The sequence below is a fragment of the Flavitalea plasmicola genome, from assembly GCF_030546645.1.
Classification (GTDB): Bacteria; Bacteroidota; Bacteroidia; order Chitinophagales; family Chitinophagaceae; genus Puia.
Genome location: NZ_JAUOTO010000007.1, coordinates 312,269 through 338,841, shown reverse-complemented (window position 1 = coordinate 338,841; position 26,573 = coordinate 312,269). Strand labels below are relative to the sequence as shown.

The 26,573-nt window shown below is 51.6% G+C and carries 22 protein-coding genes; 18 read left to right on the top strand and 4 right to left on the bottom strand.

What is annotated here, in order from left to right; all coding sequences use genetic code 11:
* Positions 1-6: 6 nt before the first annotated feature.
* From Q4E93_RS26645 to Q4E93_RS26635, 3 genes are all read right to left on the bottom strand, one after another.
* Positions 7-582 carry a phage tail protein gene (locus Q4E93_RS26645; protein WP_303590575.1) on the bottom strand — a complete coding sequence of 192 codons (576 nt, stop codon included), beginning with the start codon at positions 580-582 and terminating at the stop codon, positions 7-9.
* A 137-nt stretch (positions 583-719) separates the two neighbouring features.
* Entirely contained in the window at positions 720-1,745 is a 1,026-nt protein-coding gene (gene glk / locus Q4E93_RS26640; RefSeq protein WP_303590573.1) for a glucokinase, read from the bottom strand.
* A 26-nt stretch (positions 1,746-1,771) separates the two neighbouring features.
* Positions 1,772-5,128: a methylmalonyl-CoA mutase family protein gene (locus Q4E93_RS26635; RefSeq protein WP_303590571.1), complete on the bottom strand. Its 3,357-nt coding sequence runs from the start codon at positions 5,126-5,128 to the stop codon at positions 1,772-1,774.
* Between the two features lie 82 nt (positions 5,129-5,210).
* Here Q4E93_RS26635 and Q4E93_RS26630 point away from each other — a divergent pair, with 82 nt between their 5' ends.
* From Q4E93_RS26630 to treF, 7 genes are all read left to right on the top strand, one after another.
* Positions 5,211-6,848 (top strand): ATP-binding protein, encoded by a 1,638-nt coding sequence (locus tag Q4E93_RS26630; protein ID WP_303590569.1) that lies wholly within the window; start codon positions 5,211-5,213, stop codon positions 6,846-6,848.
* 234 nt (positions 6,849-7,082) lie between these two features.
* Positions 7,083-7,652 (top strand): hypothetical protein, encoded by a 570-nt coding sequence (locus tag Q4E93_RS26625; protein WP_303590568.1) that lies wholly within the window; start codon positions 7,083-7,085, stop codon positions 7,650-7,652.
* A gap of 113 nt (positions 7,653-7,765) precedes the next feature.
* On the top strand, positions 7,766-9,130 hold the full coding sequence (locus Q4E93_RS26620) for a vanadium-dependent haloperoxidase (protein ID WP_303590566.1): 1,365 nt from the start codon (positions 7,766-7,768) through the stop codon (positions 9,128-9,130).
* Complete coding sequence (locus tag Q4E93_RS26615; protein WP_303590564.1) at positions 9,127-10,239, top strand: hypothetical protein; 1,113 nt, start codon at positions 9,127-9,129, stop codon at positions 10,237-10,239. The genes Q4E93_RS26620 and Q4E93_RS26615 overlap by 4 nt, the downstream gene beginning before the upstream one ends.
* Before the next feature lie 51 nt (positions 10,240-10,290).
* On the top strand, positions 10,291-11,229 hold the full coding sequence (locus Q4E93_RS26610) for a hypothetical protein (RefSeq protein ID WP_303590563.1): 939 nt from the start codon (positions 10,291-10,293) through the stop codon (positions 11,227-11,229).
* 2 nt (positions 11,230-11,231) lie between these two features.
* Complete coding sequence (locus tag Q4E93_RS26605; protein ID WP_303590561.1) at positions 11,232-12,773, top strand: vanadium-dependent haloperoxidase; 1,542 nt, start codon at positions 11,232-11,234, stop codon at positions 12,771-12,773.
* Positions 12,774-12,933: 160 nt separating this feature from the next.
* A complete protein-coding gene (gene treF / locus Q4E93_RS26600; protein ID WP_303590559.1) occupies positions 12,934-14,637 on the top strand; it encodes an alpha,alpha-trehalase TreF in 1,704 nt (567 codons plus the stop codon).
* Here the strand turns inward: treF and Q4E93_RS26595 are convergent, their stop codons facing one another.
* Positions 14,638-15,165, bottom strand: coding sequence for a hypothetical protein (locus Q4E93_RS26595; protein ID WP_303590558.1), 528 nt, complete (start codon positions 15,163-15,165; stop codon positions 14,638-14,640).
* 35 nt (positions 15,166-15,200) lie between these two features.
* Between Q4E93_RS26595 and Q4E93_RS26590 the strand changes: the two genes are divergently transcribed.
* From Q4E93_RS26590 to nadB, 11 genes are all read left to right on the top strand, one after another.
* Positions 15,201-16,061, top strand: coding sequence for a penicillin-binding transpeptidase domain-containing protein (locus Q4E93_RS26590; protein WP_303590556.1), 861 nt, complete (start codon positions 15,201-15,203; stop codon positions 16,059-16,061).
* 27 nt (positions 16,062-16,088) lie between these two features.
* Entirely contained in the window at positions 16,089-16,259 is a 171-nt protein-coding gene (locus tag Q4E93_RS26585) for a hypothetical protein (protein ID WP_303590554.1), read from the top strand.
* Between the two features lie 203 nt (positions 16,260-16,462).
* Entirely contained in the window at positions 16,463-18,124 is a 1,662-nt protein-coding gene (locus Q4E93_RS26580; RefSeq protein ID WP_303590553.1) for a VWA domain-containing protein, read from the top strand.
* A 60-nt stretch (positions 18,125-18,184) separates the two neighbouring features.
* Positions 18,185-20,203 (top strand): (E)-4-hydroxy-3-methylbut-2-enyl-diphosphate synthase, encoded by a 2,019-nt coding sequence (gene ispG / locus Q4E93_RS26575; RefSeq protein ID WP_303590551.1) that lies wholly within the window; start codon positions 18,185-18,187, stop codon positions 20,201-20,203.
* Positions 20,200-21,153 carry a helix-turn-helix transcriptional regulator gene (locus Q4E93_RS26570; RefSeq protein WP_303590549.1) on the top strand — a complete coding sequence of 318 codons (954 nt, stop codon included), beginning with the start codon at positions 20,200-20,202 and terminating at the stop codon, positions 21,151-21,153. The genes ispG and Q4E93_RS26570 overlap by 4 nt, the downstream gene beginning before the upstream one ends.
* 47 nt (positions 21,154-21,200) lie before the next feature.
* On the top strand, positions 21,201-21,377 hold the full coding sequence (locus Q4E93_RS26565) for a hypothetical protein (RefSeq protein ID WP_303590547.1): 177 nt from the start codon (positions 21,201-21,203) through the stop codon (positions 21,375-21,377).
* A 23-nt stretch (positions 21,378-21,400) separates the two neighbouring features.
* Complete coding sequence (locus Q4E93_RS26560) at positions 21,401-22,015, top strand: DJ-1/PfpI family protein (RefSeq protein WP_303590546.1); 615 nt, start codon at positions 21,401-21,403, stop codon at positions 22,013-22,015.
* Between the two features lie 42 nt (positions 22,016-22,057).
* Entirely contained in the window at positions 22,058-23,017 is a 960-nt protein-coding gene (locus tag Q4E93_RS26555) for an aldose 1-epimerase (protein ID WP_303590545.1), read from the top strand.
* 33 nt (positions 23,018-23,050) lie between these two features.
* Positions 23,051-23,809, top strand: coding sequence for a hypothetical protein (locus Q4E93_RS26550; protein ID WP_303590544.1), 759 nt, complete (start codon positions 23,051-23,053; stop codon positions 23,807-23,809).
* 73 nt (positions 23,810-23,882) lie between these two features.
* Positions 23,883-24,914: an SLAC1 anion channel family protein gene (locus tag Q4E93_RS26545; protein ID WP_303590542.1), complete on the top strand. Its 1,032-nt coding sequence runs from the start codon at positions 23,883-23,885 to the stop codon at positions 24,912-24,914.
* A gap of 50 nt (positions 24,915-24,964) precedes the next feature.
* Complete coding sequence (gene nadB / locus Q4E93_RS26540; protein WP_303590540.1) at positions 24,965-26,563, top strand: L-aspartate oxidase; 1,599 nt, start codon at positions 24,965-24,967, stop codon at positions 26,561-26,563.
* Positions 26,564-26,573: the final 10 nt, after the last annotated feature.

Sequence of the window (26,573 nt, the reverse complement as noted above, 5' to 3'; positions counted from 1 at the left end):
AGAATATCAATCACGGGACGGGAATATGCCCTGGAGGGCGATGATATAATTCACGGCCAGGTAAGATTGCATGATGGTCACCGGCTGGCTGGCTCCCGCAACGGCAGTGACGCCAGAAGCGGCGCCGCCGCCAATATTCAGCGCCGTATTCGGAGCCTGGTTGTTGTAACCGGCGATGGCGCTGGCATTCAGCGTATCGTAAGGCGCCGCCGGCGTATTGACGGTGGCAGTGGGCGCGCTGTCGGTGGCCTGCGCATTAGACGCCTTGACCGTCAGGGTAACTGCAACAGCATGGGTATGCGCAGGCATTTGATTGATCGTGAGTGTTGTGGACTCCGTGCCGCCTACCTGGCCAAGGTCATACATGCTGGCGCCCGGGGCCTGGCCTACGCCCACCGGCACACGGCCTCTGAAGTCCGGCAAGGCAAAAGTGGTCTGGCCATTGCCGCCATAAATGGTGCCCAACAAGGAGAAGAGAGCGGTGTTTTGTGCAATGGACAGCAGCTGTCCCTGGCAGAAGGCCCATCCCCTGGGATTGAAGTTACAGGGCCATAATAGGATCATCGACAAAAATGGTTCCATTTTGTGAAGGTTTGAAAAGTGAGCAAAAATGGTTAGCTGCGAAGGCTGGATGTGGGTATGCGAAGGCGTTAACGCCGGGTCAGGCGGAAAGAGGAAGAATAATGAGAAATATCAGACGGCGTAAATATAGGTTTTTTTCACATATTATAGGCGCCATAATATGCAGCACCCATTAAAGCCATCTTATCGTTTAGAACGACATATACGGGAACTTTTTCCGAGAGGTCGTGCATACGTCCGTTGTTGTCGAAGTTCTTTTCCCAGTTTTCGTTTTGAAGGAGCGGTAAGATCTTCGGGGGAATGCCGCCGGCAAGGTATAGCCCGCCCGTGGCCATCATCTTCAGCACCAGGCTGGAAGCTTCCGTGGCAAGGAAGCGAACGAAGAGGTCCATCACTTCAGCGCATACGGGGTCTTCGTGATGCAAGGCCGCCTGGCTGATGACGGCTGCAGGGTCTTCCGTCGCCATTCTTTTTGTCAGCCATTCGGGAACCATTTCTCTCTTTGCTTCGGTGCAGAAATGGTAGAGGGTTTTGATGCCCATGCCTGAAACCACCCGTTCCCAGCTGACATGTCCGAACTGTTGCTGCAGATAACGGAACAGCTCGATATCTGTTTCATTGCGTGGGGCGAAGTCACTGTGCCCTCCTTCCGTGGCGAAAGGATGATAGGCTTGTCCATCCCAGTAGAGGCCGGCTTCACCCAGGCCTGTTCCCGGGGCGATGATGGCGATGTTGCCACTGGCTGCCGCATCTCCGGGTGCAATGAGGGCCCGTTCGTTTTCCTGCAGGCCTGCCAGTCCGTAGGCTGTCGCCTCCAGGTCATTGATAAAGGCGACGGGTCGTTGTAAAGATCCGCTGAGGGCTTCGCTATCGAGGTTCCAGGAGAGGTTGGTTAATTTGCTCTTGCCTTTGATCACTGGTCCGGCCACGGCCGCGCATATACGATCGGGCAATGCGCCGCCGGAGAAATCATGGATAATATCTTCCAGGGAACGGTAATCTTTCGAAGGGTATCTTTTTTCCTTTTGCAGGGTGAAGGTCCCGTTCTCAATCTTGTACAGCGCTATATTGGTTTTTGTGCCTCCGACGTCGCCGGCCAGGATGGTGGATGAAAGTGTCTTATCATTTTTGAATGCGACAGGGATCCTCAGGTTATTTGCCATGCTGGTGAATTTTGACCGGCGTAAAGTTACATATTGCGGCGGTATTGGCCACCAACTTCATAAAGGGCATGGGTGATCTGGCCCAGGCTGCAATATTTCACGGTCTCCATTAGTTCCGTAAATAAATTCCCGTTATTGACGGCGGCTTCTTTTAGTCTTTTGAGCATCATTCCGCTGTTTTCTTCATTCCTTTTGCGGAAGGACCGGAGGTTGTGGATCTGCTGGTCCTTTTCCTCCGTGGTGCTGCGGATAACCTCTCCCGGCAGCATGGTAGGCGATCCTTTTTTATTCAGGAAAGTATTTACGCCGATGATCGGCAGCTCGCCGCTGTGCTTCAGGCTTTCATAGTAGAGGCTTTCTTCCTGTATCTTGTTACGCTGGTACATTCTTTCCATCGCGCCCAGCACTCCTCCCCTGTCCGTCAGCTTGTCGAATTCGGTCATAACGGCTGCTTCTACCAGGTCGGTGAGCGCTTCCATGGCAAAGCTGCCTTGTGTGAAGTTCTCCGTTCTTGCGCTGCCCAGCTCGCGGTTGATAATGAGCTGGATGGCCATTGCCCTGCGCACGCTTTCTTCGGTGGGAGTGGTAATGGCTTCGTCATAGGCATTGGTGTGAAGGGAGTTGCAGTTGTCATAGATCGCATACAGGGCTTGCAGCGTGGTGCGGATGTCATTGAAATCGATCTCCTGGGCGTGCAGGCTCCTGCCGCTGGTCTGTATGTGGTATTTCAGCTTCTGGCTCCTGCTGTTGCCTTTGTAAAGGTGTTTGATGGCTTTGGCCCAGATGCGTCTTGCCACCCGGCCGATGACGCTGTATTCAGGGTCCATCCCATTGCTGAAAAAGAACGAGAGGTTGGGCGCGAAATCGTCGATGTCCATTCCTCTTGAAAGATAGTACTCCACGTAGGTGAACCCGTTGGCCAAGGTGAAGGCCAGCTGGGTGATGGGGTTGGCGCCGGCTTCGGCGATGTGGTAGCCGCTGATGGATACGCTGTAAAAGTTACGGACGTCTTTTTCGATGAAATAAGCCTGTACGTCTCCCATCAGCCGGAGCGCGAACTCGGTGCTGAAGATACAGGTGTTCTGCGCCTGATCTTCCTTCAGGATGTCGGCTTGCACAGTACCTCTCACCTGGGCCAGGGCTTCCGCCTTTATTTTGCTGTAGACTTCGGGAGGCAGGACCTCATCGGCACTCATTCCCAATAGTCTTAAGCCCAGGCCATTGTTGCCTTCGGGAAGCCGGCCCGGATGGGACGGATTGTAGTAGATGGGTTTGCCGGTCTTCTCATACTTTTTCCGGATGATGGCTTCTGCTGATTCCCATCCACTGATGCTGTCCAGGTATTTTTCACATCGCTGGTCGATGGCAGCATTCATGAAGAAGGCTAACAATATAGGCGCAGGGCCATTGATGGTCATGCTCACCGACGTACGTGGATCACAAAGGTCAAAGCCGCTGTACAGTTTTTTTGCGTCGTCCACCGTAGCGATGCTGACGCCTGCGTTGCCAACTTTGCCATAGATGTCCGGCCGGGGGTCGGGGTCTTCGCCGTACAGGGTGACGGAGTCGAAAGCCGTGCTGAGACGTTTGGCGGGTTGATCGACGGAAACGTAGTGGAACCGTTTGTTGGTGCGTTCCGGTCCTCCTTCTCCTGCAAACATCCGGGTGGGATCTTCTTCTACCCTTTTCAGGGGAAAGCTGCCGGCCGTGAAAGGATATTTTCCGGGAAAGTTCTCCTGGAGCCGCCAGCGCAGGATATCTCCCCAGTCATGGTAACGCGGTACGGCGATCTTGGGTATGGGGAGGTGAGAGAGCGATTCGGTGTACAAGGGCTGCCGGATGATCTTTCCCCTTACATCGTATTCGAAGAACTCCTTTTGATAACGAGCCTTGGTATCTTCCCATTCGTCGATGAGCTTTTTACAGACGGGGAAGAGCTGTTTTTCGAGCTTGGCTTGCTGATCCTGGAGTGTTTGGGCGGCAGGGGACCCGGCGGGCAGGTCTTTGATCACGCCGTCGAGTTTGTAAAGTTTGGAAGCGACGGCGGCCTGTTCGTCCGTCAGCTTATTGTACTCCCTTACCTGGGCGCTGATCTCGGAGAGATAGCGGACCCTGGAAGGGGGGATGATGGTAGATTGGGTGGCCGTATCTTTCAGATGCGGGTGTAATTCGACGGCGGTGAATTTTCCGGATGCTTTCTGGTTTACCAGTCCCATAAGCTTTTCGAAAAGCTCGTTGACGCCGGCGTCATTGAATTGCGATGCGATGGTCCCTATCACGGGCAATTCCCCGTCCCTGGCATTCCAGAGGCCGTGATTGCGTTTGTATTGTTTGCGGATGTCATGGAGGGCGTCTTTTGCGCCGGCCTTGTCGAACTTATTGAGCACGACCAGGTCGGCATAGTCCAGCATGTTGATCTTTTCCAATTGGGAGGCGGCCCCGTACTCGGGGGTCATCACGTAGATGCTCAGGTTGACGTGATCCAGGATGGACGCGTCGCTCTGGCCCACCCCGGCGGATTCCAGGAGGATGAGGTCATAGCCGGCCTGTTTGCAGATGTCGATGGCTTCCTGTACATGGGCGCTGAGGGCTTTGTCGCTGTCCCGGGTTGCCAGGCTGCGCATATAGCAGCGGGGTCCGGCGACGGCATTCATACGGATCCTGTCTCCCAGCAGCGCGCCGCCTGTCTTTTTCTTCGAAGGGTCGACGGAGATGACGGCGATGGTCTTGTCCGTGAAGGTATGGAGATAGCGTCTGACCAGCTCGTCGGTGACGGATGATTTGCCTGCTCCTCCTGTGCCTGTGATGCCAACGACCAGCGGTGCGTCGGCTGGTACTGCGGTGGGATTGCCTTGGGTCCCGTTCTCAGCGTTGGAAATGGCCCTGGCGATCTTTCTTATGTCTTTCCATTCCCCCAGCTTCATTTCGCCTTTAAAGTTCGCCGGGTTGCCATTGAGGGGGAAATCACATTGTTTGATGACGTCCTCGATCATTCCTTCCAATCCCATCCGGCGGCCGTCATCGGGAGAATAGATGCGGGTGATGCCATATTGCTGCAGCTCGTGGATCTCCTGGGGAAGGATGGTGCCGCCGCCGCCGCCAAAGAGGCGGATGTGCCCACAGCCGTTTTGGTCCAGGAGGTCTTTCATGTATTTGAAGAATTCAAGGTGGCCGCCCTGGTAGGAGGTGATGGCGATGCCCTGCACGTCTTCTTCGATGGCGCATTCGACGATCTCCGCCACGGAGCGGTTGTGCCCCAGGTGGATGATCTCCGCTCCCTTTGATTGCAGCAGCCGCCGCATGATGTTGATGGCGGCGTCGTGGCCGTCAAAGAGGGCTGCGGCAGTGACGATGCGGACTTTATGTAAAGGGGTGTAATTCATGGTGTTAATGTTTGGAGCGTCAACAAAATTAAATCAAAAAAACTAACAGTCATTAGTTTTTTAAATGAAGTAATTTTATTTAATGAAAGAGTCAGAATACATAGATAAAAAGTCATTACGTACTGTGATCGGTTCTACTGCGGAGTGGAGCGAACTGGCAAAGGACTGTGTATGCTTTGCCAACGCAAAAGGGGGAAGTATATACATCGGTATTGAGGATGATATGGATGTTCCTTCACCCGATCAGAAAATAGATGAAAATTTACCCGCCAAACTTCGGAAAAGAATTGCAGAACTTACGATCAATGTGGCTACTCATGCGGAAATATTAATAGCAAAAAATGGTGGCCAATTTATTGAGCTTAAAATCTTACAGAGTCTCTCCACAATTGCCAGCACGACTGATGGGCGGTATTACTATCGGGTTTCAGACAAATGCACTCCATTACAACCAGAGGATGTGATGCGGCTGCTTACGGACAAACCTGCATTTGTCTGGGAGACAAAGAAGGTTTCAAATGTCAACAGGACAGATGTTGATGCTCAAAAATTGCAACAATTTGTTGAAGATATAAAGGCCTCAAGTAGAGTTTCTTCATTTGTCAGGGAGAAAACGGCTAATGAATTACTTGACTACTATTTTATGGCAGAAGGTAAGCATTTAACTAACCTGGGAGTGTTATGGATTGGTAAAAGAACAGATAGAGCTAAGTTATTATATGCACCTGTTATTCAATTTTTAAAATATGATGAAAATGCGAATCGAATTAACAAAATTGTATGGGATGATTATTCTTTAAATCCCAAAGAAATGATTGAAGCTGTTTGGTCGCAAATACCGGATTGGAAAGAAGGAATTGAAGTTTCCGACGGGATTTTCCGGAAATTTGTACCAAGTTATGAAGAAGAAGTGATCAGAGAGCTAATTGCCAACGCTTTAGTTCACAGGCCATATACAACCAGAGGGGATGTTTTCATAAATCTATACCCTGATCGCCTGGAGGTTCATAATCCTGGGTTGTTACCGACCGGAGTTACTCCAATTAATATCCTTCATAAAACAGTGAGACGCAATGACCATTTAGCGAAGGTTTTTTATGATTTGAAGTTAATGGAACGAGAAGGCACCGGTTTTGACAAAATGTATGAAATATTGCTCTCTAATGGTAAGGAAGTTCCGGTGCCCACTGAGGGGCATGACAGAGTAACCGTGACTATAAAAAAACGAGTCACAAAAAATGAGGTAATAACGCTGATAAGTCGTGCGAATGATGAATACCAACTCAGGCAGAAGGAAATAATTTGTTTAGGGCTTATTGCCCAGCACACTTCACTTTCTGCCATTGAGTTTTCTAAGATCCTTAACCTTCAACAGCAAAATGCAATTAGAGACTGGTTAGGTCGGTTGCCTGGTCTGGGACTTATTAAGTCCAGAGGCAAAACCAAGGGTGCTGAATACTTTATAAATCCGGATTTCTTAAAAAAGTCAAACTTTAAGGGTAAGACCAATTTGAGAAAGATTGAAGATTATAGATTAAAGGAGCTTATTATCCAGGATTTGGGTGTTTACTCTGCTAGTTCTTTGTCGGACATACATGAAAGGATAGGACGAGAAATTCGAGCCGGAAAATTGAGAGAGCAGTTAAATTCTCTTATTTCGGAAGGTAAAGTAATGCCCAATGGCAGCAAAAAATTCAGAACCTACACGCTTAATTTCTAAAGTATGTGAAATAAGACCAGAAAAACACAACAAAACACAACAAAACCCAAAATGAAAGCTTTTAATTAGTTGATAATCATTATGTTGTGTTTGTAAATATTTGATTAAAAAATAAAAATAAACAGAAACAGATAAGGGTTTTTCAAAACCAAGTCTTTAAAGACTCCTTCATATACCCTAAAAAATCCTTGTTCAATTAACAAAAATCCCTAATTTGAGCTGCGTAAAGTATACATGAAGAAGGTTGCTGCTATACTGCTAATGGGGATTTTGGTTTTCAACTGGTACGGTTACAAGTTGTTGTCCTTCTATTTGGAGAACAGGGCTGACCGGCGGCTGGAAGCAAGCCTGGACGTGGATCGTTATGACGAGTCCCAGCTCATTTCTATTAAGGTCCCTTCTTCGCACCTCTCCTATTACAATAGTACTACTCAATTCGAACGGGTGGATGGCCAGATCGAGGTCGGTGGCATACAGTATAAATATGTCAAGCGCCGGCTGTTCAATGACTCGATCGAGCTGCTGTGCATTCCCAACCATACGGCGATGCGGCTGCAGACCGCACGCAACCAGTTCTTCCAGCTGGTGAACGATATTCAGCAGCATAACGGACAGAGCAAAAAGTCCGATGGTCATGCTGCCCCGAAAGGTTTTTCCCCAACAGATTATGATATGGTGCCTTGCCTGACCATGGGCCAGCCTTGCGCTGTCATCCACTCGCCCGAGATGCGGGCCGGGGCGCCTTCCCTCTCTACCTCCTATCATTTTACGGTGGAGCAGCCACCAGACTTCTTTTCCTGCTAATTATGCCTTGCACAGCGCATTCGTAACTCCGTGAGCAGCGGCGTCGTTGCTGTTTGTCCGGATCATATGCCGGATGCTGTGCGTCGATGGTCTCCCTGTATTAAAAACAAAGTATGTATAGATCCCTGGTGATCGCCTGTATCCTGGCAGGCCTGGTAGCATGTAATAGGAAGAAGGATTATGACAAGGTCTTTAAGGATCCTAACCTGTATTGCGCTACTGTCTACGAATTGAACACGGTGGTGATGGGTAATAATTTTCCACCGATCATTGCTTCCCGGAATTATCTCTACGCCACTGTCGCGGCCTATGAGGTGATAGCGGGCGGCTATCCGGACCAATATTTTTCACTGGCCGGCCAGGTCAATGGGTTGACGCCCCTGCCCAAGCCTGTCGCAGGCAAGCCGGTGGAAGTTGAATTCGCCGCTCTGCTGGCTTTCTGCAAGCTGGGGGAAGCCGTGACGTTTCCCGCGGGAAGCATGAAAGGCTATGTGGATAGTCTGAAAAAGCTGGCAACGGATCATGGCATGCCTGAGAATATGTTTGCGAACTCCATTGCCTATGCCGATACGGTATCTGCCGTCATTATGAAGTGGAGCAAAAAAGACAATTACCTGCAGACGCGGGGCGCCCCGGAATATACCGTTATGGATTCACCCGGACGCTGGGTGCCTACCCCCCCTGCCTATGCATCCGCCATGGAACCGCATTGGAACACGATCCGTCCTGTCGTGATGGAAAGCGCTTCTCAGTTCACGCCGCCCCCGCCTTATAAATTCGACGTGACAAATAAGAACAGCGACTATTACAAAGAAGTGATAAGCATAAAGAATGCAGTGGACAGCCTGACGGAAGAGCAGGCGCATATTGCCGATTTCTGGGATGACAATCCCTTTAAGCTGAACGTGTCCGGTCATCTTATGTTCGGCACCAAGAAATTTTCTCCTCCGGGACATTGGATGAGCATCGTCGGTATTGCCGCCAAAAAAGCGAATGCCGATTTCCCGACCACGGTCTGTGCTTATGCAAAAACCACCATCGCCCTTTTCGACGCATTTATAGAATGCTGGGATGAGAAATACCGGCACAACACTGCACGGCCGGAGACGGTGATCAACAAATATATCGATCCGAACTGGCGTCCCCACTTACAGACGCCTCCTTTCCCGGAATACACCTGCGGGCATTCCACCTGCTCGGCTGCCGCGGCCGAGACGCTTACCAGCATGTTCGGGGACAACTTCAGCTATACGGATACCACGGAGCTGGAGTTCGGCATTAAAAACCGCACCTTCCCTTCCTTCCGGGCCGCAGCCGAAGAGAACAACTGGGCGCGGTACTATGGAGGCATCCATTTTCACCATTCCTGCATCGTCAGTACCGAGCAGGGAAGGAAAATAGGAGAATGGGTGGTGAATAAATTAAAAATGAAAAAGAACGACGTTACATATACAAACCAAAAACTACTACAAAAATGAGAAAGATCGTTTTATCGATGCTGAGTGTGCTGTTAATGATGGTGGCTGCTGAAAAGACGCGAGCGCAGGGATGTGTAGCCATCAAAAGCGCCGGCGGCACTTGTATGCTGTCGCATCCCGATAGCACCGACGAGAGTGGCTGGCAGTTCAGCGCTAGTGGCCGCTATTTTAAATCCTTCCGTCACTTTTCGGGAACTGTTGAGAACAAGGACCGTCAGAAGCTGGGCAATGAAGTGATCAATCACCAATTCAGCCTTGATCTGACGCTGACAAGGATCGTTAACGACCGGTGGTCTTACATGGTAGATGTGCCAATTCTGTCCAACGCCCGTTCTTCGTTATACGAGCATGGGCTGGTGAACGGCGTCAATAACTATAACGAGCGGCATAGCACCCATTCATTCGGGGTCGGCGACATCCGGCTGGCTGTCTATCGCTGGCTGCTGAACCCCAAGATAAGCACCCGCGGGAATATTCAGCTCGGTCTGGGCATCAAGCTGCCTACAGGGGATTACAATTACAAGGACTATTGGTATAATGTAGGGCCTGGAGGTACGAAGGAGCTGCGGACCGTGGATCAATCCATCCAGCTGGGCGATGGCGGCACAGGCTTTACGACGGAGGTGAACGCCTTTTATAATTTCTCTCCCCGGTTTGGCGTGTATGGCAATGCCTATTACCTGATCAATCCGCGGGAGCAGAATGGTACCCGTACCTATCGTGAGACGCTGTCGCCTACGCTGGCCAACGAGGCTATCTGCAGCGTTCCCGATCAGTATATGTTCCGTGCCGGATTCAGCTATAATATTCCCAGGGTCCATGGGTTAACCTTTGCTGCCGGCGTAAGACTGGAAGGGATACCGGTGAATGACCTCGTCGGCGGCAGCGGGGATTTCCGCCGTCCCGGCTATATCTGGTCGGTAGAGCCAGCGCTTACCTACAGGATGAGGTCCACCAGCCTGTATTTGTCCGTTCCCGTTGCCTTTGTTCGTAACAGGACCCAAAGCAATACGGACAAGGAAAATTCTGTAACGTATAACAAACATGTACAGGGAGATGCTGCCTTTGCCGACTATGTGATCAATCTCGGCGTCAGCTTTAAATTATAATAACAGGTACTTTTTGCTTGATTCAATTAAACACCAAAACTGCTAATTAGTATGAAGTGGAAACATTTTAAAAAATTTTACCCGGCGATGCTGACCCTGCTGGTCTTCTATGCGCCGGATGCAAGCGCGCAGACAGACGAGGACGCTATCATGATGACGAAGAATAATTTTTGTGTCGGCGCCACCTATATGCACAGCAGCTGGGACCATTATTGGGAAGGCACGTTCAAGCGCAATAACCAGAATATCGGGACCATGTCCACCCAGATGATCGGGCTGATGGGCACTTATGGCGTCAGCAAAAAATTCAACGTACTGATCAATGCGCCGTATGTATGGACGCATGTTACGGCGGGCACGCTGCATGACCAGCATGGCGTCCAGGATCTTACCCTCTGGCTGAAATGGCTGGCCGTGGAGCAGAACATCGGCAGTGGCGTGCTGTCCGTGTATGCGCTGGGTGGGGGATCTGTTCCCCTGACCAATTATATTGCCGACTATCTTCCCCTTGCCATCGGATTGCACAGCAAGACGCTTTCGGGCAGGCTGATGCTGGATTACCAGCTGGGAAAGTTCTTTACTACCTTGTCAGGCTCGTATACCTGGCGTGACAATATAAAGATCGACCGGCCTTCCTATTACACGACGGAAATGCATTTCACCAATGAAGTGGAGATGCCGAACATGACGCTTTTCAATGTCAGGGCGGGCTACCGCAGCGAGCGCTGGATCCTTGAAGCCGTGGCCACTAAAATGACCACCATCGGCGGATTCGATATCAGGAAGAATGACATGCCATTCCCCAGCAATAAGATGAATGCTACCATGGCGGGCGCTCATTTTAAATATAATTTCAAGCGGGTGGCAGGACTTTCCCTGACGGGAGGGGGCAGCTATACGGTGGCCGGACGAAATGTCGGGCAGGCTACTTCCTATGATGCCGGCGTCTTTTATATCCTGGATTTTTCGTGTAAAAAGAAAAAGAAATAACTATGCGTAACAAGATATTTTTCCCCGCACTCGCTCTCCTGCTGGCAACTGCGGCCTGTAACAAGGATGTCTCGAACAGGACAGCCGATCTGCCAGCCCTGAACCCTGCCGACCAGGATGTGAATGCCGGCACCTGGAAGACCATTTTGCTTTCCCGTGCGGACTCTTTTGCCGTGGCGGCCCCTGCCGCTACCAACTCGACGGCCTATACGGCCGACATGCTGGAGCTAAAAGGCTACCAGAGGAACATGACCAGCGCCCAGGCAGCTGCCATCAAGTACTGGAGCGCCGGCGCTGTCCTGCGCTGGAATGAGGTGATGCGGGGACTGGTGGCGAAATACAATCTTCCGCCTTACCAGCTTCCTGACGGAACCTATCCCATTCCCAGTTCCGCCAATCCTTTTGCCTATCCTTTCTTCCCTTTTTCCAACCCACCCTATGCGGGAAGGGCTTATGCCTATGTCAGCGCAGCCCAGTATGACGCCCTGGTGGCCTGCTGGCATTATAAAATGCTTTATAACAGACCGGCGCCTTACAAGGTGGATTCCACGATCAAGGCGTATGTGACGAAGACTACCCTGCCTTCCTATCCGTCAGAGGCGGCGGTGCTGGCCGGCGTGACGGCGGAGATGATGAAGCTGCTGTTCCCAGGGGAGATTGGCACCATCCAGCAGAAGCTGCAGGAAGCGGAATTGGCCGCGATCATATCGGGCGCTGCTACCCGTAGCGATATTACTGCCGGAGAAGCATTGGGCCGGCAGGTGGCGCAAATGTTCATCACGCGTGCCAGGGGCGATAATGCAGGTAAGGCGGTGGGAACACCTACCGACTGGGCCGGGCTGGTGACCCAGACCGAAGCCAAGAGCCAGGTACCCTGGCTGAGCCTTGAAACGCCGGCGCGCCCTCCCATGCTGCCATTGTTCGGCAAGGTGAAATGCTTTTTATTCGACTCGGCTACGATGGTCAATCTCCGTCCCGGACCTCCTCCCTCCACCAGCAGCGACGATATGAAGTCGGCCACGGCGGAGGTGTATGCCAAAGTGAAATCCCCCACCCGGGACCAGATGAGGATCGTGCAATTCTGGGCGGACGGCGTAGGCACTTCTACGCCTCCCGGCCATTGGAATGCCATTGCTACCGAAGATTTTATCAAGAAGAATTACAGCGAAGTAAGGTGGGCGCGTAATCTTGCCCTGCTGAATTGCGCTGAGATGGATGCCGGCATTGTCTGCTGGGATATCAAATATTTTTATTTCAATCCCCGTCCTTCACAATTGAATGGAGAGATCAAGACCCTGACGGGGGTGCCGAATTTCCCGTCCTATGTTTCAGGACATTCCATGTTCAGCGGTGCGGCTGCCACCATATTGGGGCATATCGTTCCGGAGAGGGCTTCCGCTTACATGGCGATGGCGCAGGAAGCTGCTGATTCCAGGTTTATCGGAGGTATCCATTACAAGGTGGATTGTGAAGTGGGATTGACGGTAGGGCAAAAAGTCGGTAATTACGCCGTCCAACGTGCGACGAGCGACGGTGCTGAATAAACGTTTTAATTGGATCATAAGCAAAAGTTAAAACCCTGCGATTCTTCGCGGGGTTTCTTATGTTTGCCTGGATCGAGGTTGTAGGCTTTTCCGCGGTATTTTCAGCACTTTGCACATTCCCCATTTTAACGTAGGTTTATGATTACATTAACTGTGGAATATGAAATACGAAGTATTGACAACGTCACAATTTATTTCCAAAGGAATTGTCGAATTCGATTTGACGTTGTCAAATCCTCATTTCACGAACTCCATTGAAAAGACGTATGATAGTGTGAGTAAAAGAACCGCCGGCTTACTCCTCCTCTTCCTGTGTTACCTGTCGTCGCTTGCGCAGCCTATCGTTACCACACCTCCCGACAAGATCTACGGGAAATTATTCGTGGACGTACAGATGAACAAAGTATTCGCCGACGGGAAGACCTTTGTGGATTGTATTCCCAAACGCAAGCCGGCGGACATCGTAGCGGATTATGAAACGGGTAAAGCCACTGCGGGTTTTGATCTGAAGAAATTCGTGCAGGACAACTTCGACCTGCCGCTGAACCCTACTGATACTTATAAGACCAATGCCACTGACGATGTGGTGACCCATATCAAGAATTTATGGGCAGTGCTGAAAAGGACCCCGGACAAGGTGGTGGAAGGCAGCTCGCTTTTGCCCTTGCCGTACCCTTATATTGTACCGGGGGGGCGATTCCGTGAGGTCTATTACTGGGACAGCTATTTCACCATGCTGGGTTTGAAAGAAAGCGGCGAGACCGGGATCATCGAGGATATGATCAGGAACTTCGCCTACCTGATCGAGCATTACGGGCATATACCTAATGGTAACAGGACCTATTATTTAGGCCGTTCGCAGCCGCCTTTTTTTTCTGTCATGGTGGAATTGCTGGCGGAGATCAAAGGCGACAGCGTTTACCAGGAGTTCCTTCCTGCCATGGAAAAAGAGTACCAGTTCTGGATGGACGGGAGTGATAAGCTGATGCCGGGTCAGGCTTACCGGAGGGTGGTAAGGCTGAAAGGGGGAGATATACTGAATCGCTATTGGGATGATGCCACCACCGCACGCCAGGAAAGCTGGCGGGAGGATGTGCTGACAGCACAGCGGTCGGGCAGGGACAAAACAGAAATGTACCACCACCTGCGGGCCAGTGCGGAGAGCGGCATCGATTTCAGCAGCCGCTGGTTTGCCGACGGAAAAAATCTTGTGACGATCCGGACGACGGATATGGTGCCTCCTGATCTCAATGCGCTGCTGTACCACCTGGAGCTATCCATTGCCAAGGCCAGGCTGATGAACAAGGATGATTCTGCTGCCGGGGTCTACCGCCGTAAGGCCGTCAGAAGAGGCGAGCTCATCGACAAATACTGCTGGAACAAGCTACGGACCTTTTACACCGATTATAACTGGAAGGCAAAAAAGCAAAGCAATCATATCAACCCGGCTGGGATGTATCCGTTCTGCTTTATCAACGAACACCCGGATTATATGAGTTTTCTGGGAACGAAGGTGGCGGCTGTCATCCGGCAGAAGCTGTTGAAGCCGGGCGGAATTGTTACTACTGAATTCAATACGGGGGAACAATGGGACGCTCCGAATGGCTGGGCCCCGCTGGAGTGGATGGTGATCTGGGGCCTGGACCGTTGCGGCCAGAAGGATCTGGCGGCGGAGATCGCAGCACGATGGGTGAAGCTGAATGAGAAAGTGTTTAAGGAAACGGGCAAGCTGATGGAAAAATACAATGTGGAAGATCTCAATAAAGACGCCGGGGGTGGCGAGTATGCCGGTCAGGATGGTTTTGGCTGGACCAACGGCGTGTTGCTGAAACTGATAAAAAAATACAACCTGCCGAAGGAATGATCAGTAGGCCCAGTAATGCATCAGGCGGTCCCGGTGTTTCCGGAAAAGGTCCAGGCTTTTGTTGACGGGTAAACGCAGCTTGAAAAAAGCCGACTCTGCGATGCCGAAAAGCCCACCTGCCCCGGTCCCGAATGCAAGGCCATACAGGAGCGATTGTCCGAACGGCGGATCTTCCGGCGTCCAGAACCCCTGGTTCCAATAATAACCCACTACAAGCGCACCTGTCAGCGTTGCTGCCACACAGGCGTCCAGCAGCACCGATCTGAAGAATCGTCTTTTGACCTTTATTGTCCCGATGCTGCCTGCGGGGATCTCGATCCTGTCTTTTTCTCTTATGCGCAGGAGCGTGAGCGAAGAATCTGTCATGGCGACGAGCCTGCCTTTAAAATTTCCATTGTCCGTCGAAATGTGCAGCAAGGAGTTGTAGCCAGGGTGATCAAAATCTGTTCCTGACGTGGACTGGCCAAACAACGTATCGGAGCTGCATACTGCGCAGGAAATTAAAAGGGTTATGGCAGCAAGCTTCATGTAGCTGAAATTAGTAGTTTTGCGCAAATTTCCTCATGTCTAAAGTACTTCATTCTGCTTTAATCCTCTGTTTTATACTTACCGGCTGCTCCCAGAACAATGTAACGGAAGACGCTAGTCTGAAACAATATTTCGATGCCGCGGGGGTCTCCGGCAGTTTTGGAATGTTTGACAACGGACAGGGACATTTTACCATCTCCAATCTCTCCCGCTTCCGGGATAGCGCCTATCTTCCCGCGGGGACCTTTGATGTCATCCAGGCGTTGGTGGGGATACAGACGGGGATCGTTAAGGACGAGCATATGCTGATCGGGGTGCTGCCAACGGGAAAAGAGCGGGCGGACAGCAGTCAGCTGCTGATGAGTCATCTGGCAACGGAAGCTGATATGTGCCATGGGGATGAGATGGAGATTCGGGACGCTTTCCGTAGCTCCTGTACGAAGCCATTCCAGGATCTGGCCCGGCGCATCGGTAAGGACAGCCTGAAAAGATGGGTGGATTCCCTGGGATATGGCAATAAGAGCATGGGTAATGCCGTCGATACCTTTTGGCTGGATAACCACCTGACGATTACTTCCGATGAGCAGCTGGGCCTGGTGAAAAGGCTGTATTTCGACCAGCTACCTTTCTACCCCCGTCCTCAAAAGATCGTCCGGCAGATGATGCTGATGGAAAGCAATTCCAATTACCTGCTGAGCTTCAAGACAGGCACGGGTGTCAGAAAGGACGGGCATGCTTTAGCCTGGGTGATCGGGTGGGTGGAGGAGAATAAACATCCTTATTTCTTCGTTTTAAACGTGGATGCGACAGGTGATGGTAAGGGATTGAAAGACAAAGGATTGAGCGTTCTTCGCCAGATCCTGCAGAAAATGGGTTTCTTTCAGGGGAAGAAATAATCGCTTATCTTTCTAAAAAAGGCCTTTATGACAGGCTATATCGTATTTGCCATCGTCGTGGTCACCTGCATTATTGTATTCGCACTTCTGTGGCGGAACAGGAGATCGGAAAGGGCCCGGGCACTGGGAGATATCATTAAGGATCAACCATCTGCGCACGAGCAGGACCTCCTGGATATTTGGCAGGACAATCATTAGTTCATTTGTTGAATTGGGCCCCGGAACGAACCGGAGGTTCGTTGTCTGTAACCGAAAGGTTACGACCGAGAAGGGACAAGGAACGCCGTTGCGCCGAAGGTCTAAGAAACTAGATGTTAGCCCAATTGGGCTAGATTTCCCAAAGCCCAATTGGGCCCAAATTTTGCAAGTTCCGAAGCGCTAAGTTGCTTAAATTGCATCCTATGTTGAAATGGCAACATATTGAATATCTGTTTGGTCTGGGTTCGATTCCCTTGCTGGGGCTGTTGCTGTATACGTTCCTGAGATGGAAGAAAAAGACGAGGGCCCGGATCGGCGATCCTGCGCTGGTGGGGCAGCTGGTTAAGAGTTTCTCGCCCCTTCGTTTTGGAATTAAGGTGGGGCTGGTATTACTGGCCCTTACTGCCGTCATTTTGGGGGCAGCCAATTTCCAAAGGCCGGGCGCCATGCAGAACGTGAATCGCCGTGGCGTGGATGTCATGCTGGTATTGGATGTCAGCAAAAGCATGCTGGCCCGTGATATCAAGCCGAGCCGCCTGGAGAGGGCCAAGCAGCTGCTGACCCGTCTGACGGATAAGCTGGAGAATGACCGTATCGGGCTGGTGGTCTTTGCGGGCAGGGCCTACCTGCAGATGCCGCTGACTACCGACCATGGCGCTACCCACCTGTATATACAAAATGCTTCCCCGGACGTGGTTCCCACGCAGGGCACGGTGATCGGCGAAGCGCTGAAGATGGCCAATACTTCCTTCAACAGTAAAGAAAGAAAATACAAGGCGATCATCCTGCTGTCGGATGGAGAGGACCATGATCCGGAAGCGTTGAAAGTTGCCAGGCAGCTGGCCAGCAACGGCGTGATGATCAATACCATTGGAATTGGTTCGCCGGATGGCTCGCCCATTGTCGATCCTGCCACCAACGAATTGAAAAAAGATGATCAGGGCAATACAGTGATCTCCAAACTCAATGAAGCCGAGCTGCAACAGCTGGCTGATGCAACCAATGGCCGGTATATCCGGATGGATAATCTGGACGATGTGCTGATCACGATGACCCAGCAGTTGGCCAGTGTTGAGCAGAAATCCCTTAGTGATGCGGCATTTATTGATTACATCAGCTATTTTCAGTGGTTCCTGGGAATTGCCCTGGTCCTGCTGCTGGTGGAATATTTTCTTCCGGAGCGCCGCCGGCAAAAGCTGCGTCTTGCCATCAGTACGGTAGTCCTGTTCGTCAGCTGCTCGCTCTCTTCTTCGGCGCAAAAAGAAAATGCGCTGATCCGCAGCGGCAACCGGTATTATAAACAGAAGCAACTGGACCAATCCCAGCAGCAATACGAGGAAGCTGTCAGGAAAGCGCCTGCAAACGCTACCGCGAATTATAACCTGGGGAATGCCCAGTTCCGCAAGAATAACTACAATGATGCGGCCAATTCGTATGGGGCCAGCGTGGAACATTCCACCGACAAGGCTATGCAGGAGAAAGGGTTGTATAACAAAGGGGTAGCCCTTGTAAAGCAGCAAAAGCTCCAGGAAAGCATCGATGCATGGAAGAAAGCGCTGAAGCTGGACGCTGCTGATGAAGATGCCCGGGAGAACCTGCAAAAAGCCCTTCAGCAGCTGAGGCAGCAACAACAATCACAGCAGGAAAAAGAAAAAAAGGATCAGCAGCAGAAGAAAGAGAACAAGGACAAGAAAGATGAGAATAAAGAGGAACAGCCCCAGCAACCCAAGCCGCAGCCCAGCCGGCTCAATAAACAGCAGGTGGAGCAATATCTGAAGACCCTGCAGCAAAAAGAGAAGGAGATCCAGGACAAAATGAACCAGAATAAGGCGAAAGCGCTCAACCAGCCGGAAAAGGACTGGTAATAACTGATAAGAGAATGGTAATTGTCCGGGAGGGTTCTGTATGCTAACTTTACATCATCTATGCAACAATACTGTCATTCCCTTACTGAATATCGTCGGCTGAAGACCCTTGAAGTAAAGATCGGCGATCTGCTGCTGGGAAATTTTCATCCCATCCGGATACAGACGATGACCACCACTGACACGATGGACACCATAGCCACTGTCGAGCAATCCATCCGTTGTATCGAAGCCGGGGCCGAGCTCGTGCGGATCACTGCTCCTTCGAAAAAGGAAGCGGAGAACCTGTTGAACATTAAAAATGAGCTGCGGAGAAGAGGGTATAATACACCCCTGGTAGCGGATATTCATTTTACGCCCAATGCAGCGGAAATAGCCGCCCGCATCGTGGAAAAGGTCCGGGTCAATCCGGGTAATTATATCGACAAAAAGAAATTCGAGTTCATTGAATACACCGATACGGAATATAACGAAGAGATCGACAGGATCCGGGAGCGATTCACGCCCCTGGTGAAGATCTGTAAGGAATATGGCACGGCCATGCGTATCGGGACCAACCATGGCTCTTTGAGCGATAGGATCATGAGCCGGTACGGCGATACGCCGATGGGCATGGTGGAAAGCGCTATGGAGTTCCTGCGGGTAGCGCGGGACGAGCGTTATCACAATATTATCCTCAGCATGAAGTCCAGCAATCCGCTGGTGATGGTACAGGCATATCGCCTCCTGATCCGGACGATGGAAGATGAATTTGGCGCCTGCTATCCGCTGCACCTGGGTGTAACGGAGGCTGGGGATGGCGAGGATGGACGGATCAAATCGGCTATTGGTATCGGTACGTTACTGGAAGATGGCATCGGGGATACTATACGTGTTTCCCTGACGGAAGACCCGGAGTTCGAGATACCTGTGTGTAAGGACCTGGTGAAAAGATATGAGAATGAAAGTCGTTCCGCAAAAACTGCCCCGGCGATACCTCCCGTGGACCAGCTGCCTTATTCTCCTTTTGAATACCGGCGGCGTGCTACGAAGGCTGTCGCGAATATCGGCGACCATCATGTGCCTGTCGTCGTCGCGGACTTTATGCAAGCGGCAAATGTTGACCGGATGGATCTGAAAGCGGTAGGCTATAGCTATGATGCCGTCAGTGACAAATGGAATATCGGCGATGCGGCGGCGGATTATCTATATACGGGCAAGAAGCTGGTCGGCTTCGATCTGCCCGGGACGCTGCGGGTCATCTGCGATCATGCTGCATGGATGCAGACGGACAGGATACATTACCTTCCGTTGTACCAGGGAAAGGAATACCTGGAAACTACTGAGCGTTCCAGCCTGATGAATTTCATTTCCATAGATGCGGCTGACAGTGACCTGTCAGGTATGCTGGAGGCCATCCGTTCTGACGAGACGGCGGTGCTATGCTGCTGGTCCAGCCATCCGCAGCCTATGCTCTCCGTCCGCCGGCTGATGATCGAGCTGATGAGCAAAGGTATTGACTGTCCCCTGATCCTTGCCGTTGAAAGTTCGGACAGCACCATCGACGAGCAGTTGATCCATTTTTCCACGGAGGCGGGCTCTCTTTTCCTGGAAGGTATGGGCGATGGCATCTGGCTGATGAATGACCCGAAAAAGATCGTCAATAACAGGGTCAGCGGACGTACCTACCTGGAGACCAGGAACAATCACCAGTTCATCAATAATACTTCTTTTTCCATCTTACAGGCGACCCGTACCCGTATCTCCAAGACGGAGTATATTTCCTGTCCTTCCTGTGGGCGTACGTTGTTCGACCTGCAGGAAACGACGGCCAGGATCCGGAGCGTCACCCATCATCTCAAAGGCGTAAAGATCGCCATCATGGGATGCATCGTAAATGGTCCGGGCGAAATGGCCGATGCCGATTTTGGATATGTGGGCAGCGGACCGGGCAAGATCACGTTATACAGGGGTAAAGAGGTGGTCAAGCGTGGGGTGGACAGCGCCATTGCAGTACAGGAGCTGATCAATTTACTAAAGGAAAGTGACGCCTGGATAGAGCCGGAGCCGGTGGTCAGCGAAGGGAGGGCGATTTCATGAACCGGATCGACCGACTCCATGCTATCCTGACGCATCTGCAGAGTAAAAGACTGGTAACTGCGCAGGAGATGGCCGACCGATTCAATATCAGCCTGCGGACCGTCTACCGGGACGTGAAGGCGTTGGACGAGTCCGGCGTGCCTGTCATTGGAGAAGCGGGCACAGGCTATACGATCATGGAAGGCTACCGTCTTCCTCCTGTCATGTTCAGCCGGGAGGAGGCAAGCGCCCTGCTGCTGGGTTCCAAGCTGGCCGAACGGTTTGCGGATGAAGCCGCCCAAAAACATTTCAGCGCAGCCCTGTATAAGATCAAGGCTGTATTGCGGGGTACTGACAAGGATTATGTAGAAGATCTCACCGATCATATTGCCGTAGTGACGCGATCGACACCCGTCAGCGAGACCTCTCATCAATACCTGTCTGTATTGCAGCAGGCGGCCGTGCAGAAAAGGGTCATCGATCTGCAATATCACTCTTCCGCCAAGGAAGAGACTACCCTGCGGCAGGTGGAGCCCATCGGGCTGCTGTATTATTCCGCCGCATGGCATCTCATCGGCTGGTGCCGTCTGCGGAAAGGGTTGCGGGATTTCCGGCTGAGCCGAATGCTCAAGGTCGTTGCGCTGGATGAAATTTTCGACGCCTCGTCCCATCCTTCCGTGCATGAATATATGCGTGAGCTGACCAGCGACCATTCCGTCGAGGAGGTCGTCATTCAGTTTGACAAACATGTGGTAAAATATTTGCGGGAACAGAAATACCTCAACGGTTTTGTCTCCGAGGAAGACCTGGGAGAAACCGTTCGTATGAAGTTCATGACGTCTTCCGTTCATTATTTCGGACACTGGCTGCTGACCTATGCCGGCTGTGCCACGGTGGAATCCCCCTCCTCCCTGAAAAACCTTATGAAAGAGCTGGCCGAAAGATTAATTGCCAGGTATGGCAACTACTGACATAGGGCTGTCACTTCTCTGACGTTTCTTTGTAGAAACAAAGAACCATGCACGATCATAAAGAGGAAGTCGCGGAGAAACTCGCTGAAATATATCAGCAGATGGTTGCACATGCCGGCGAAAAGGCAGTGAATACGAAGGATATACATGTTGAAGCATACCTTCATATTGCCTTTAGCGCGCCGGAGAGCAACTGCCGGGAGGTCCGGATGGGCGTCCTTTAACCAAGTCTATTAAAACCTTTTTTATGGGCCTGATCATAAACAATTGCAAGAAAAAAACTTGTGCTGTATTCATTTTTGATGGTTTTGCCGACCAGGAGATCTCCCTTACGACGGCCTGGTTGGGCAGAAAGGGCACTGAGTTTGCCATCGAGACCTTTTCTACCCATGGGCAGCCGGTGACCTCGATGAGCGGGATGCGGGTGACGCCCCATACCAGCCTTAAGATGATGGAGCCGGAGGATTTCGATCTTCTTTTATTGCCGGGAGGCGAGAAGTGGAAAGAGGGGGACAACCTGGAGATCTTCCCGCTGATAAGGGCCACTGTCGGCAAAAGACCCATTGCCGCCATCTGCGGCGCTACCCTTGCCCTGGGTGACCTGGGTTTGCTGGATGATATTCCGCACACCAGCAATTTTCCCGGCTTTTTGAAACATTATTGTCCCGATTATGCCGGGGAGCATCTTTACCAGGCGATGCCCTGTGTCAATGCAGGCAATATCATCACGGCCAACGGGGTGGCGGTGATAGAGTTTGCCTATGAGATCCTCAGGACCTTTGGGGTCTTCGGTGAGCAGAAAGCGCAGGAGTGGAAAGAACTGTATCTCAGCGGCGGAGAAGTAATGTCATTTTTTGAGTAGGGTGGATTAGGTTTGGGAAGGAGAACATATATTGCAGGCATTATGAGTTTTTCCATCCGTCATCTGGAAGAGAATGGTCTGCGCCTTGTGATCCTTAAAGATGAGGCTACGGCGACCGAAGTTGCCTTGCTGCCCGATCATGGCGCTTCCCTGCATGCTTTTACTGTCCGGCTGGCCGCTTCGGCCGGCCTTTTCAATGTGATCGATAATTATCATGACAGCGCTCAGCTGGAGAAAGAGATAGGCATATCCTTTAAGAGTCCCAAGCTGTCTCCCTTCCCCTGTCGGCTGGGGGCGGGCAGGTATACCTTCGAAGGGCAGGAGTACCGGCTGCAGAAGCTGTTCAATGACGGCAATGCCATCCATGGACTATTGTTCAATAAAGCCTTTATTGTCCTGGAGGAGACTGCGGCCGAGACTTCCGCCACGCTGACCATGGAATACCGCTACAATAAAGAAGATGAAGGCTATCCTTTCGACTATGTCTGTGGTGTCCGTTATATATTGCACCCTGACAGTCTGCTGGAAGTGGTGACGACGGTGACCAACCTGGATGAACGGGTCATCCCTATCGCCGATGGCTGGCATCCCTATTTTCAGCTGGGCGGCAAGGTCGATGACTGGGAGATGCAATTTCATGCATCGGCCATCGTGGAGTTCGATCAGCGCCTGGTGCCCACCGGCAAATTGCTGCAATATGATGCCTTCGATAGTCCCCGGCTGATGGGGGACACTTTCCTGGACAACTGCTTTAGCCTGAAACAGGAGATCGTTAGCCCTGCCTGTGAGCTGTTTAACCCGGCCAACGGGCTCCGCGTCTCTTTTTTCCCGGACGCCAACTATCCTTACCTGCAGATCTATACACCGGCCACCAGGCAGAGCATTGCTGTCGAGAATCTCAGCGGCGCGCCCGATTGCTTCAATAATAAAATGGGTCTTACCCTGCTGCAGCCGGGACATTCACAAATATTTACCGCCCGGTATAAGGTCAGCGTCCAGTAAAAAAGTAAATTGCTCACATTAATAATAAAATCGATGAAATTCCTGAAGTATCTTTTTCCCCTATCCTTTGTGTTTTTGATGGCTGGCTGCCTGGACATTGACGAGAAGGTGAATATAAAAAATGATGGCAGCGGTCAGATGGCAATGGATATGGATATGAGCCAGGCCATAGCGATGCTCCAGGAATATATGGGCAAGGATGAGCTGGCTAAAAAGGGGATCAATAAAATGGACACCACGATCCTTATGAAGGATATCGTGGATACGGTGAAATCCCTCAGCCCCGCCAAGAAAGCCATCCTGCGCAATGGCACCATGCACCTCAATGTTGACCTGGAACAAAAAGTCTTCAAGACCCACATGCAATTCCCTTTTAGCAGCTATGGCCAGCTACAGGACTTGTATAAGACGCTGAGCGATGGGTCGCTGGGGAATACCAACCTCTTAGGCGGACTGGGAGGACAGGATATGCAGGGCGCCGGCAGCCCGGATATCAACCAGTTCAACGGTATCTACGACGTCAGCTGTAAGGATGGGGCCATCAGCAAGAAGCTGAACCAGGATAAATGGAAGGCGCTGACCAACGACCCGCAGCTGGCCCAGATGAAGCAGGCTGCCCAGATGGGCGTAGAAATATTATATACTACTACGATCGTGCTGCCCCGCCCGGTGAAGAAAGTGGACAATCCGCTGGCCAAGCTTTCGGAGGACAAGAAGACGGTGACGATCAAATACAATTTGATAGATGTATTCGAGCATCCGGAGCAATTCGGCTACAGTATAGAGTATTGATCCCATAATAAGTACCACGGTTGCCCTGATCTGGCAATTTCCCGCCTGAGGCAGGCGCCATAGCTTTACAGGTATGGGAAAAGGCGCCTCCAGATCTTCTTTTTTTAAGTTTCTCCCTGCCAGCCTGTTTGGCGCCATCATGGCGTTGGCGGGGTTAAGCGCTGGCTGGAAGCAGGCTGCGCGGACCTGGGGGGCGCCGTTGTGGATCAATGAGGTCATCGGCATGGTGGCCATCGTATTATTCCTTGTTCTTGCCGCGGCCTACCTGATCAAGCTAAGACGCTATCCGCCATCGGCGAAAGAGGAGTTCGACCATCCCGTGTCCGTCAGTTTTTTTGCAACCATTCCCATCTCTCTTCTCCTGCTCCCCGGCATTATTCGTCAGTATGACCTTCTTTTGGCCGAATGGGTCTGGGGAACGGGGGCCGTGCTGATGTTCCTGTTCACCTGGATGGTGTTGCGGAAATGGCTGGACCACCGGCAGGATCCGGGTAATGCTTTGCCAGCTTGGGTCCTGCCCGTTGCAGGGACGTTGAACGTACCTATTGTGGGGATGCATCTTCCTATCAGCGGTATCCATGAAATATGCCTGTTGTTCTATGGCATCGGGGTCCTGTTTGCCATCATTCTAACTACGATCATTATATCAAGACTGTTCTTCCAGCCGGCGATGCCTGCGGCGGTGCAACCTACCTTACTGATCCTCGTGGCAACCTTTGCGCTGGCGTTCTCGGACGCTGCGGGGCTTGCGGGACCACAGGATATTACTCCCGGTGTCTTTTTCTATTTCGATCTTTTTTTGTTGCTGCTGTTTGGCAGTAAGATCTTCTTGTTGCCCAAATGCTGTCCTTTCCGGGTAAGCTGGTGGTCGGTGAGCTTTCCGTTGACGGCGATCACGGGGGCTGCTTTCCGGTATAGGGAAATCAATGATGCATGGGTGTTTGGCGTGATCGCCGGCGTGCTGCTGACTTTGTCAAGCCTGGTCATCCTATTCCTCCTGGTACAGACTTTCTGCAAGATCGTCAAGGGGGATCTTTTCCTGCATGAGGCTGCTGCGGAGAAGGCAATGGAAGATCTGTACGGGCCGCCGGCAGGAGGCAAATAGTTGAGCTGTAAATCCCCGGCAAGCGCTAACTTTGCTTTCTTTTAGTAGTTATGATTAAAACAGACTTCCTGGTGATAGGCTCCGGTATAGCAGGCCTGAGCTATGCGATGAAGGTGGCGCAGGCACACCCCGACAAAAAGATCCTTGTCATCACCAAGACAAGAGCGGATGAGACCAATACCAAATATGCACAAGGCGGGATTGCGGGTGTCACAGACCTGGAAAATGACAGCTTCGACAAGCATATACAGGATACGTTGATAGCCGGGGACGGTCTCTGCAACCCTCATACGGTGGAGATCGTCGTAACGGAAGGTCCTGAGCGCATACAGGAGATCATCGACTGGGGGACCCGGTTTGACAAGGATTCCGGCGGAGAGTTCAAGCTGGGTAAGGAAGGCGGCCATTCCGAATTCCGCATCCTGCATCATAAAGATGTTACGGGTAAGGAGATCGAGCGGGCGCTGCTGGAAACGGTGGGCAAGCATTCCAACATTACCATCATCAAGCATTGGTTCGTCCTGGACCTGATCACCCAGCACCACCTGGGCTATCTCGTTACGAAATCCACGCCGGACATTGAATGTTATGGCGTATATGCGCTGGATCAGCATACCAACAAGATCGTAAAGATATTATCCCGCATTACTTTGCTGGCGACGGGTGGTAACGGGCAGGCTTATCGTACGACCACCAATCCGAAAATAGCGACGGGTGACGGAGTGGCGATGGTGTACCGCGCCAAGGGGCGTATCGAGAATATGGAGTTCATCCAGTTCCATCCCACCGCCTTGTATGAGCCGGGCGTCAGCCCTTCCTTCCTCATCACGGAGGCTGTCCGTGGCGACGGAGGGATCCTGCTGAACAACCGGGATCAGGCATTCATGGAGCATTATGATCCCCGGAAGGACCTGGCGCCCCGCGATATTGTAGCAAGGGCCATCGACAGCGAGATGAAGAAAGCGGGTACCGAACATGTCTACCTGGATTGCCGTCATATGGACCAGGTGAAATTCGTGGAACATTTTCCGAATATTTATCAAAAATGTAAATCCATCGGGATCGACGTTGCGCAGCAGCCGATACCGGTGGCGCCTGCCGCGCATTACAGCTGTGGGGGCATTAAAGTAGACGAGTGGGGCCGGACATCCATCAGGAACCTGTATGCGTGCGGGGAATGTTCTTCCACGGGGCTGCATGGATCCAACCGCCTGGCCAGTAACTCGCTGCTGGAGGCGCTGGTGTTTGCCCATCGCTGTTACCTGGACACGGTGGAGAAAGCGGAGAGCATTGAATATAAAGAAAGCATCCCGGACTGGAATGCGGAAGGGACGACGGCGCCGGGTGAAATGATCCTTATTACGCAAAGCCTGAAGGAGCTGCAGCTGCTGATGAGCGACTATGTAGGTATAGTACGGACCAATATGCGTCTTCAGCGGGCCATGACGCGCCTGGACCTGCTGCATGAGGAGATAGAATCGCTTTATGAGACCACCGCGGTCTCGCCTCAATTGTGTGAAGTAAGGAACCTGATCACCGTGGGTTATCTTATTGTTAAGGAAGCGTCTTTCCGGAAGGAGAGCCGGGGTCTTCATTTCAATACGGACTACCCCGAGAAGAGTGCGCTGGTGCAGAATATAGTCTTGTAACACTATATTT

Coding starts and splice junctions, on each gene's coding strand:
- Q4E93_RS26555 (WP_303590545.1), top strand. CDS start 22,058: ATGAGTTTTTCCATCCGTCATCTGGAAGAGAATGGTCTGCGCCTTGTG.
- nadB (WP_303590540.1), top strand. CDS start 24,965: ATGATTAAAACAGACTTCCTGGTGATAGGCTCCGGTATAGCAGGCCTG.
- Q4E93_RS26635 (WP_303590571.1), bottom strand. CDS start 5,128: ATGAATTACACCCCTTTACATAAAGTCCGCATCGTCACTGCCGCAGCC.
- Q4E93_RS26570 (WP_303590549.1), top strand. CDS start 20,200: ATGAACCGGATCGACCGACTCCATGCTATCCTGACGCATCTGCAGAGT.
- Q4E93_RS26560 (WP_303590546.1), top strand. CDS start 21,401: ATGGGCCTGATCATAAACAATTGCAAGAAAAAAACTTGTGCTGTATTC.
- Q4E93_RS26610 (WP_303590563.1), top strand. CDS start 10,291: ATGAAGTGGAAACATTTTAAAAAATTTTACCCGGCGATGCTGACCCTG.
- Q4E93_RS26645 (WP_303590575.1), bottom strand. CDS start 582: ATGGAACCATTTTTGTCGATGATCCTATTATGGCCCTGTAACTTCAAT.
- Q4E93_RS26585 (WP_303590554.1), top strand. CDS start 16,089: ATGACAGGCTATATCGTATTTGCCATCGTCGTGGTCACCTGCATTATT.
- Q4E93_RS26545 (WP_303590542.1), top strand. CDS start 23,883: ATGGGAAAAGGCGCCTCCAGATCTTCTTTTTTTAAGTTTCTCCCTGCC.
- Q4E93_RS26620 (WP_303590566.1), top strand. CDS start 7,766: ATGTATAGATCCCTGGTGATCGCCTGTATCCTGGCAGGCCTGGTAGCA.
- Q4E93_RS26550 (WP_303590544.1), top strand. CDS start 23,051: ATGAAATTCCTGAAGTATCTTTTTCCCCTATCCTTTGTGTTTTTGATG.
- Q4E93_RS26595 (WP_303590558.1), bottom strand. CDS start 15,165: ATGAAGCTTGCTGCCATAACCCTTTTAATTTCCTGCGCAGTATGCAGC.
- Q4E93_RS26580 (WP_303590553.1), top strand. CDS start 16,463: ATGTTGAAATGGCAACATATTGAATATCTGTTTGGTCTGGGTTCGATT.
- Q4E93_RS26605 (WP_303590561.1), top strand. CDS start 11,232: ATGCGTAACAAGATATTTTTCCCCGCACTCGCTCTCCTGCTGGCAACT.
- Q4E93_RS26625 (WP_303590568.1), top strand. CDS start 7,083: ATGAAGAAGGTTGCTGCTATACTGCTAATGGGGATTTTGGTTTTCAAC.
- Q4E93_RS26590 (WP_303590556.1), top strand. CDS start 15,201: ATGTCTAAAGTACTTCATTCTGCTTTAATCCTCTGTTTTATACTTACC.
- glk (WP_303590573.1), bottom strand. CDS start 1,745: ATGGCAAATAACCTGAGGATCCCTGTCGCATTCAAAAATGATAAGACA.
- Q4E93_RS26630 (WP_303590569.1), top strand. CDS start 5,211: ATGAAAGAGTCAGAATACATAGATAAAAAGTCATTACGTACTGTGATC.
- Q4E93_RS26615 (WP_303590564.1), top strand. CDS start 9,127: ATGAGAAAGATCGTTTTATCGATGCTGAGTGTGCTGTTAATGATGGTG.
- Q4E93_RS26565 (WP_303590547.1), top strand. CDS start 21,201: ATGCACGATCATAAAGAGGAAGTCGCGGAGAAACTCGCTGAAATATAT.
- ispG (WP_303590551.1), top strand. CDS start 18,185: ATGCAACAATACTGTCATTCCCTTACTGAATATCGTCGGCTGAAGACC.
- treF (WP_303590559.1), top strand. CDS start 12,934: ATGAAATACGAAGTATTGACAACGTCACAATTTATTTCCAAAGGAATT.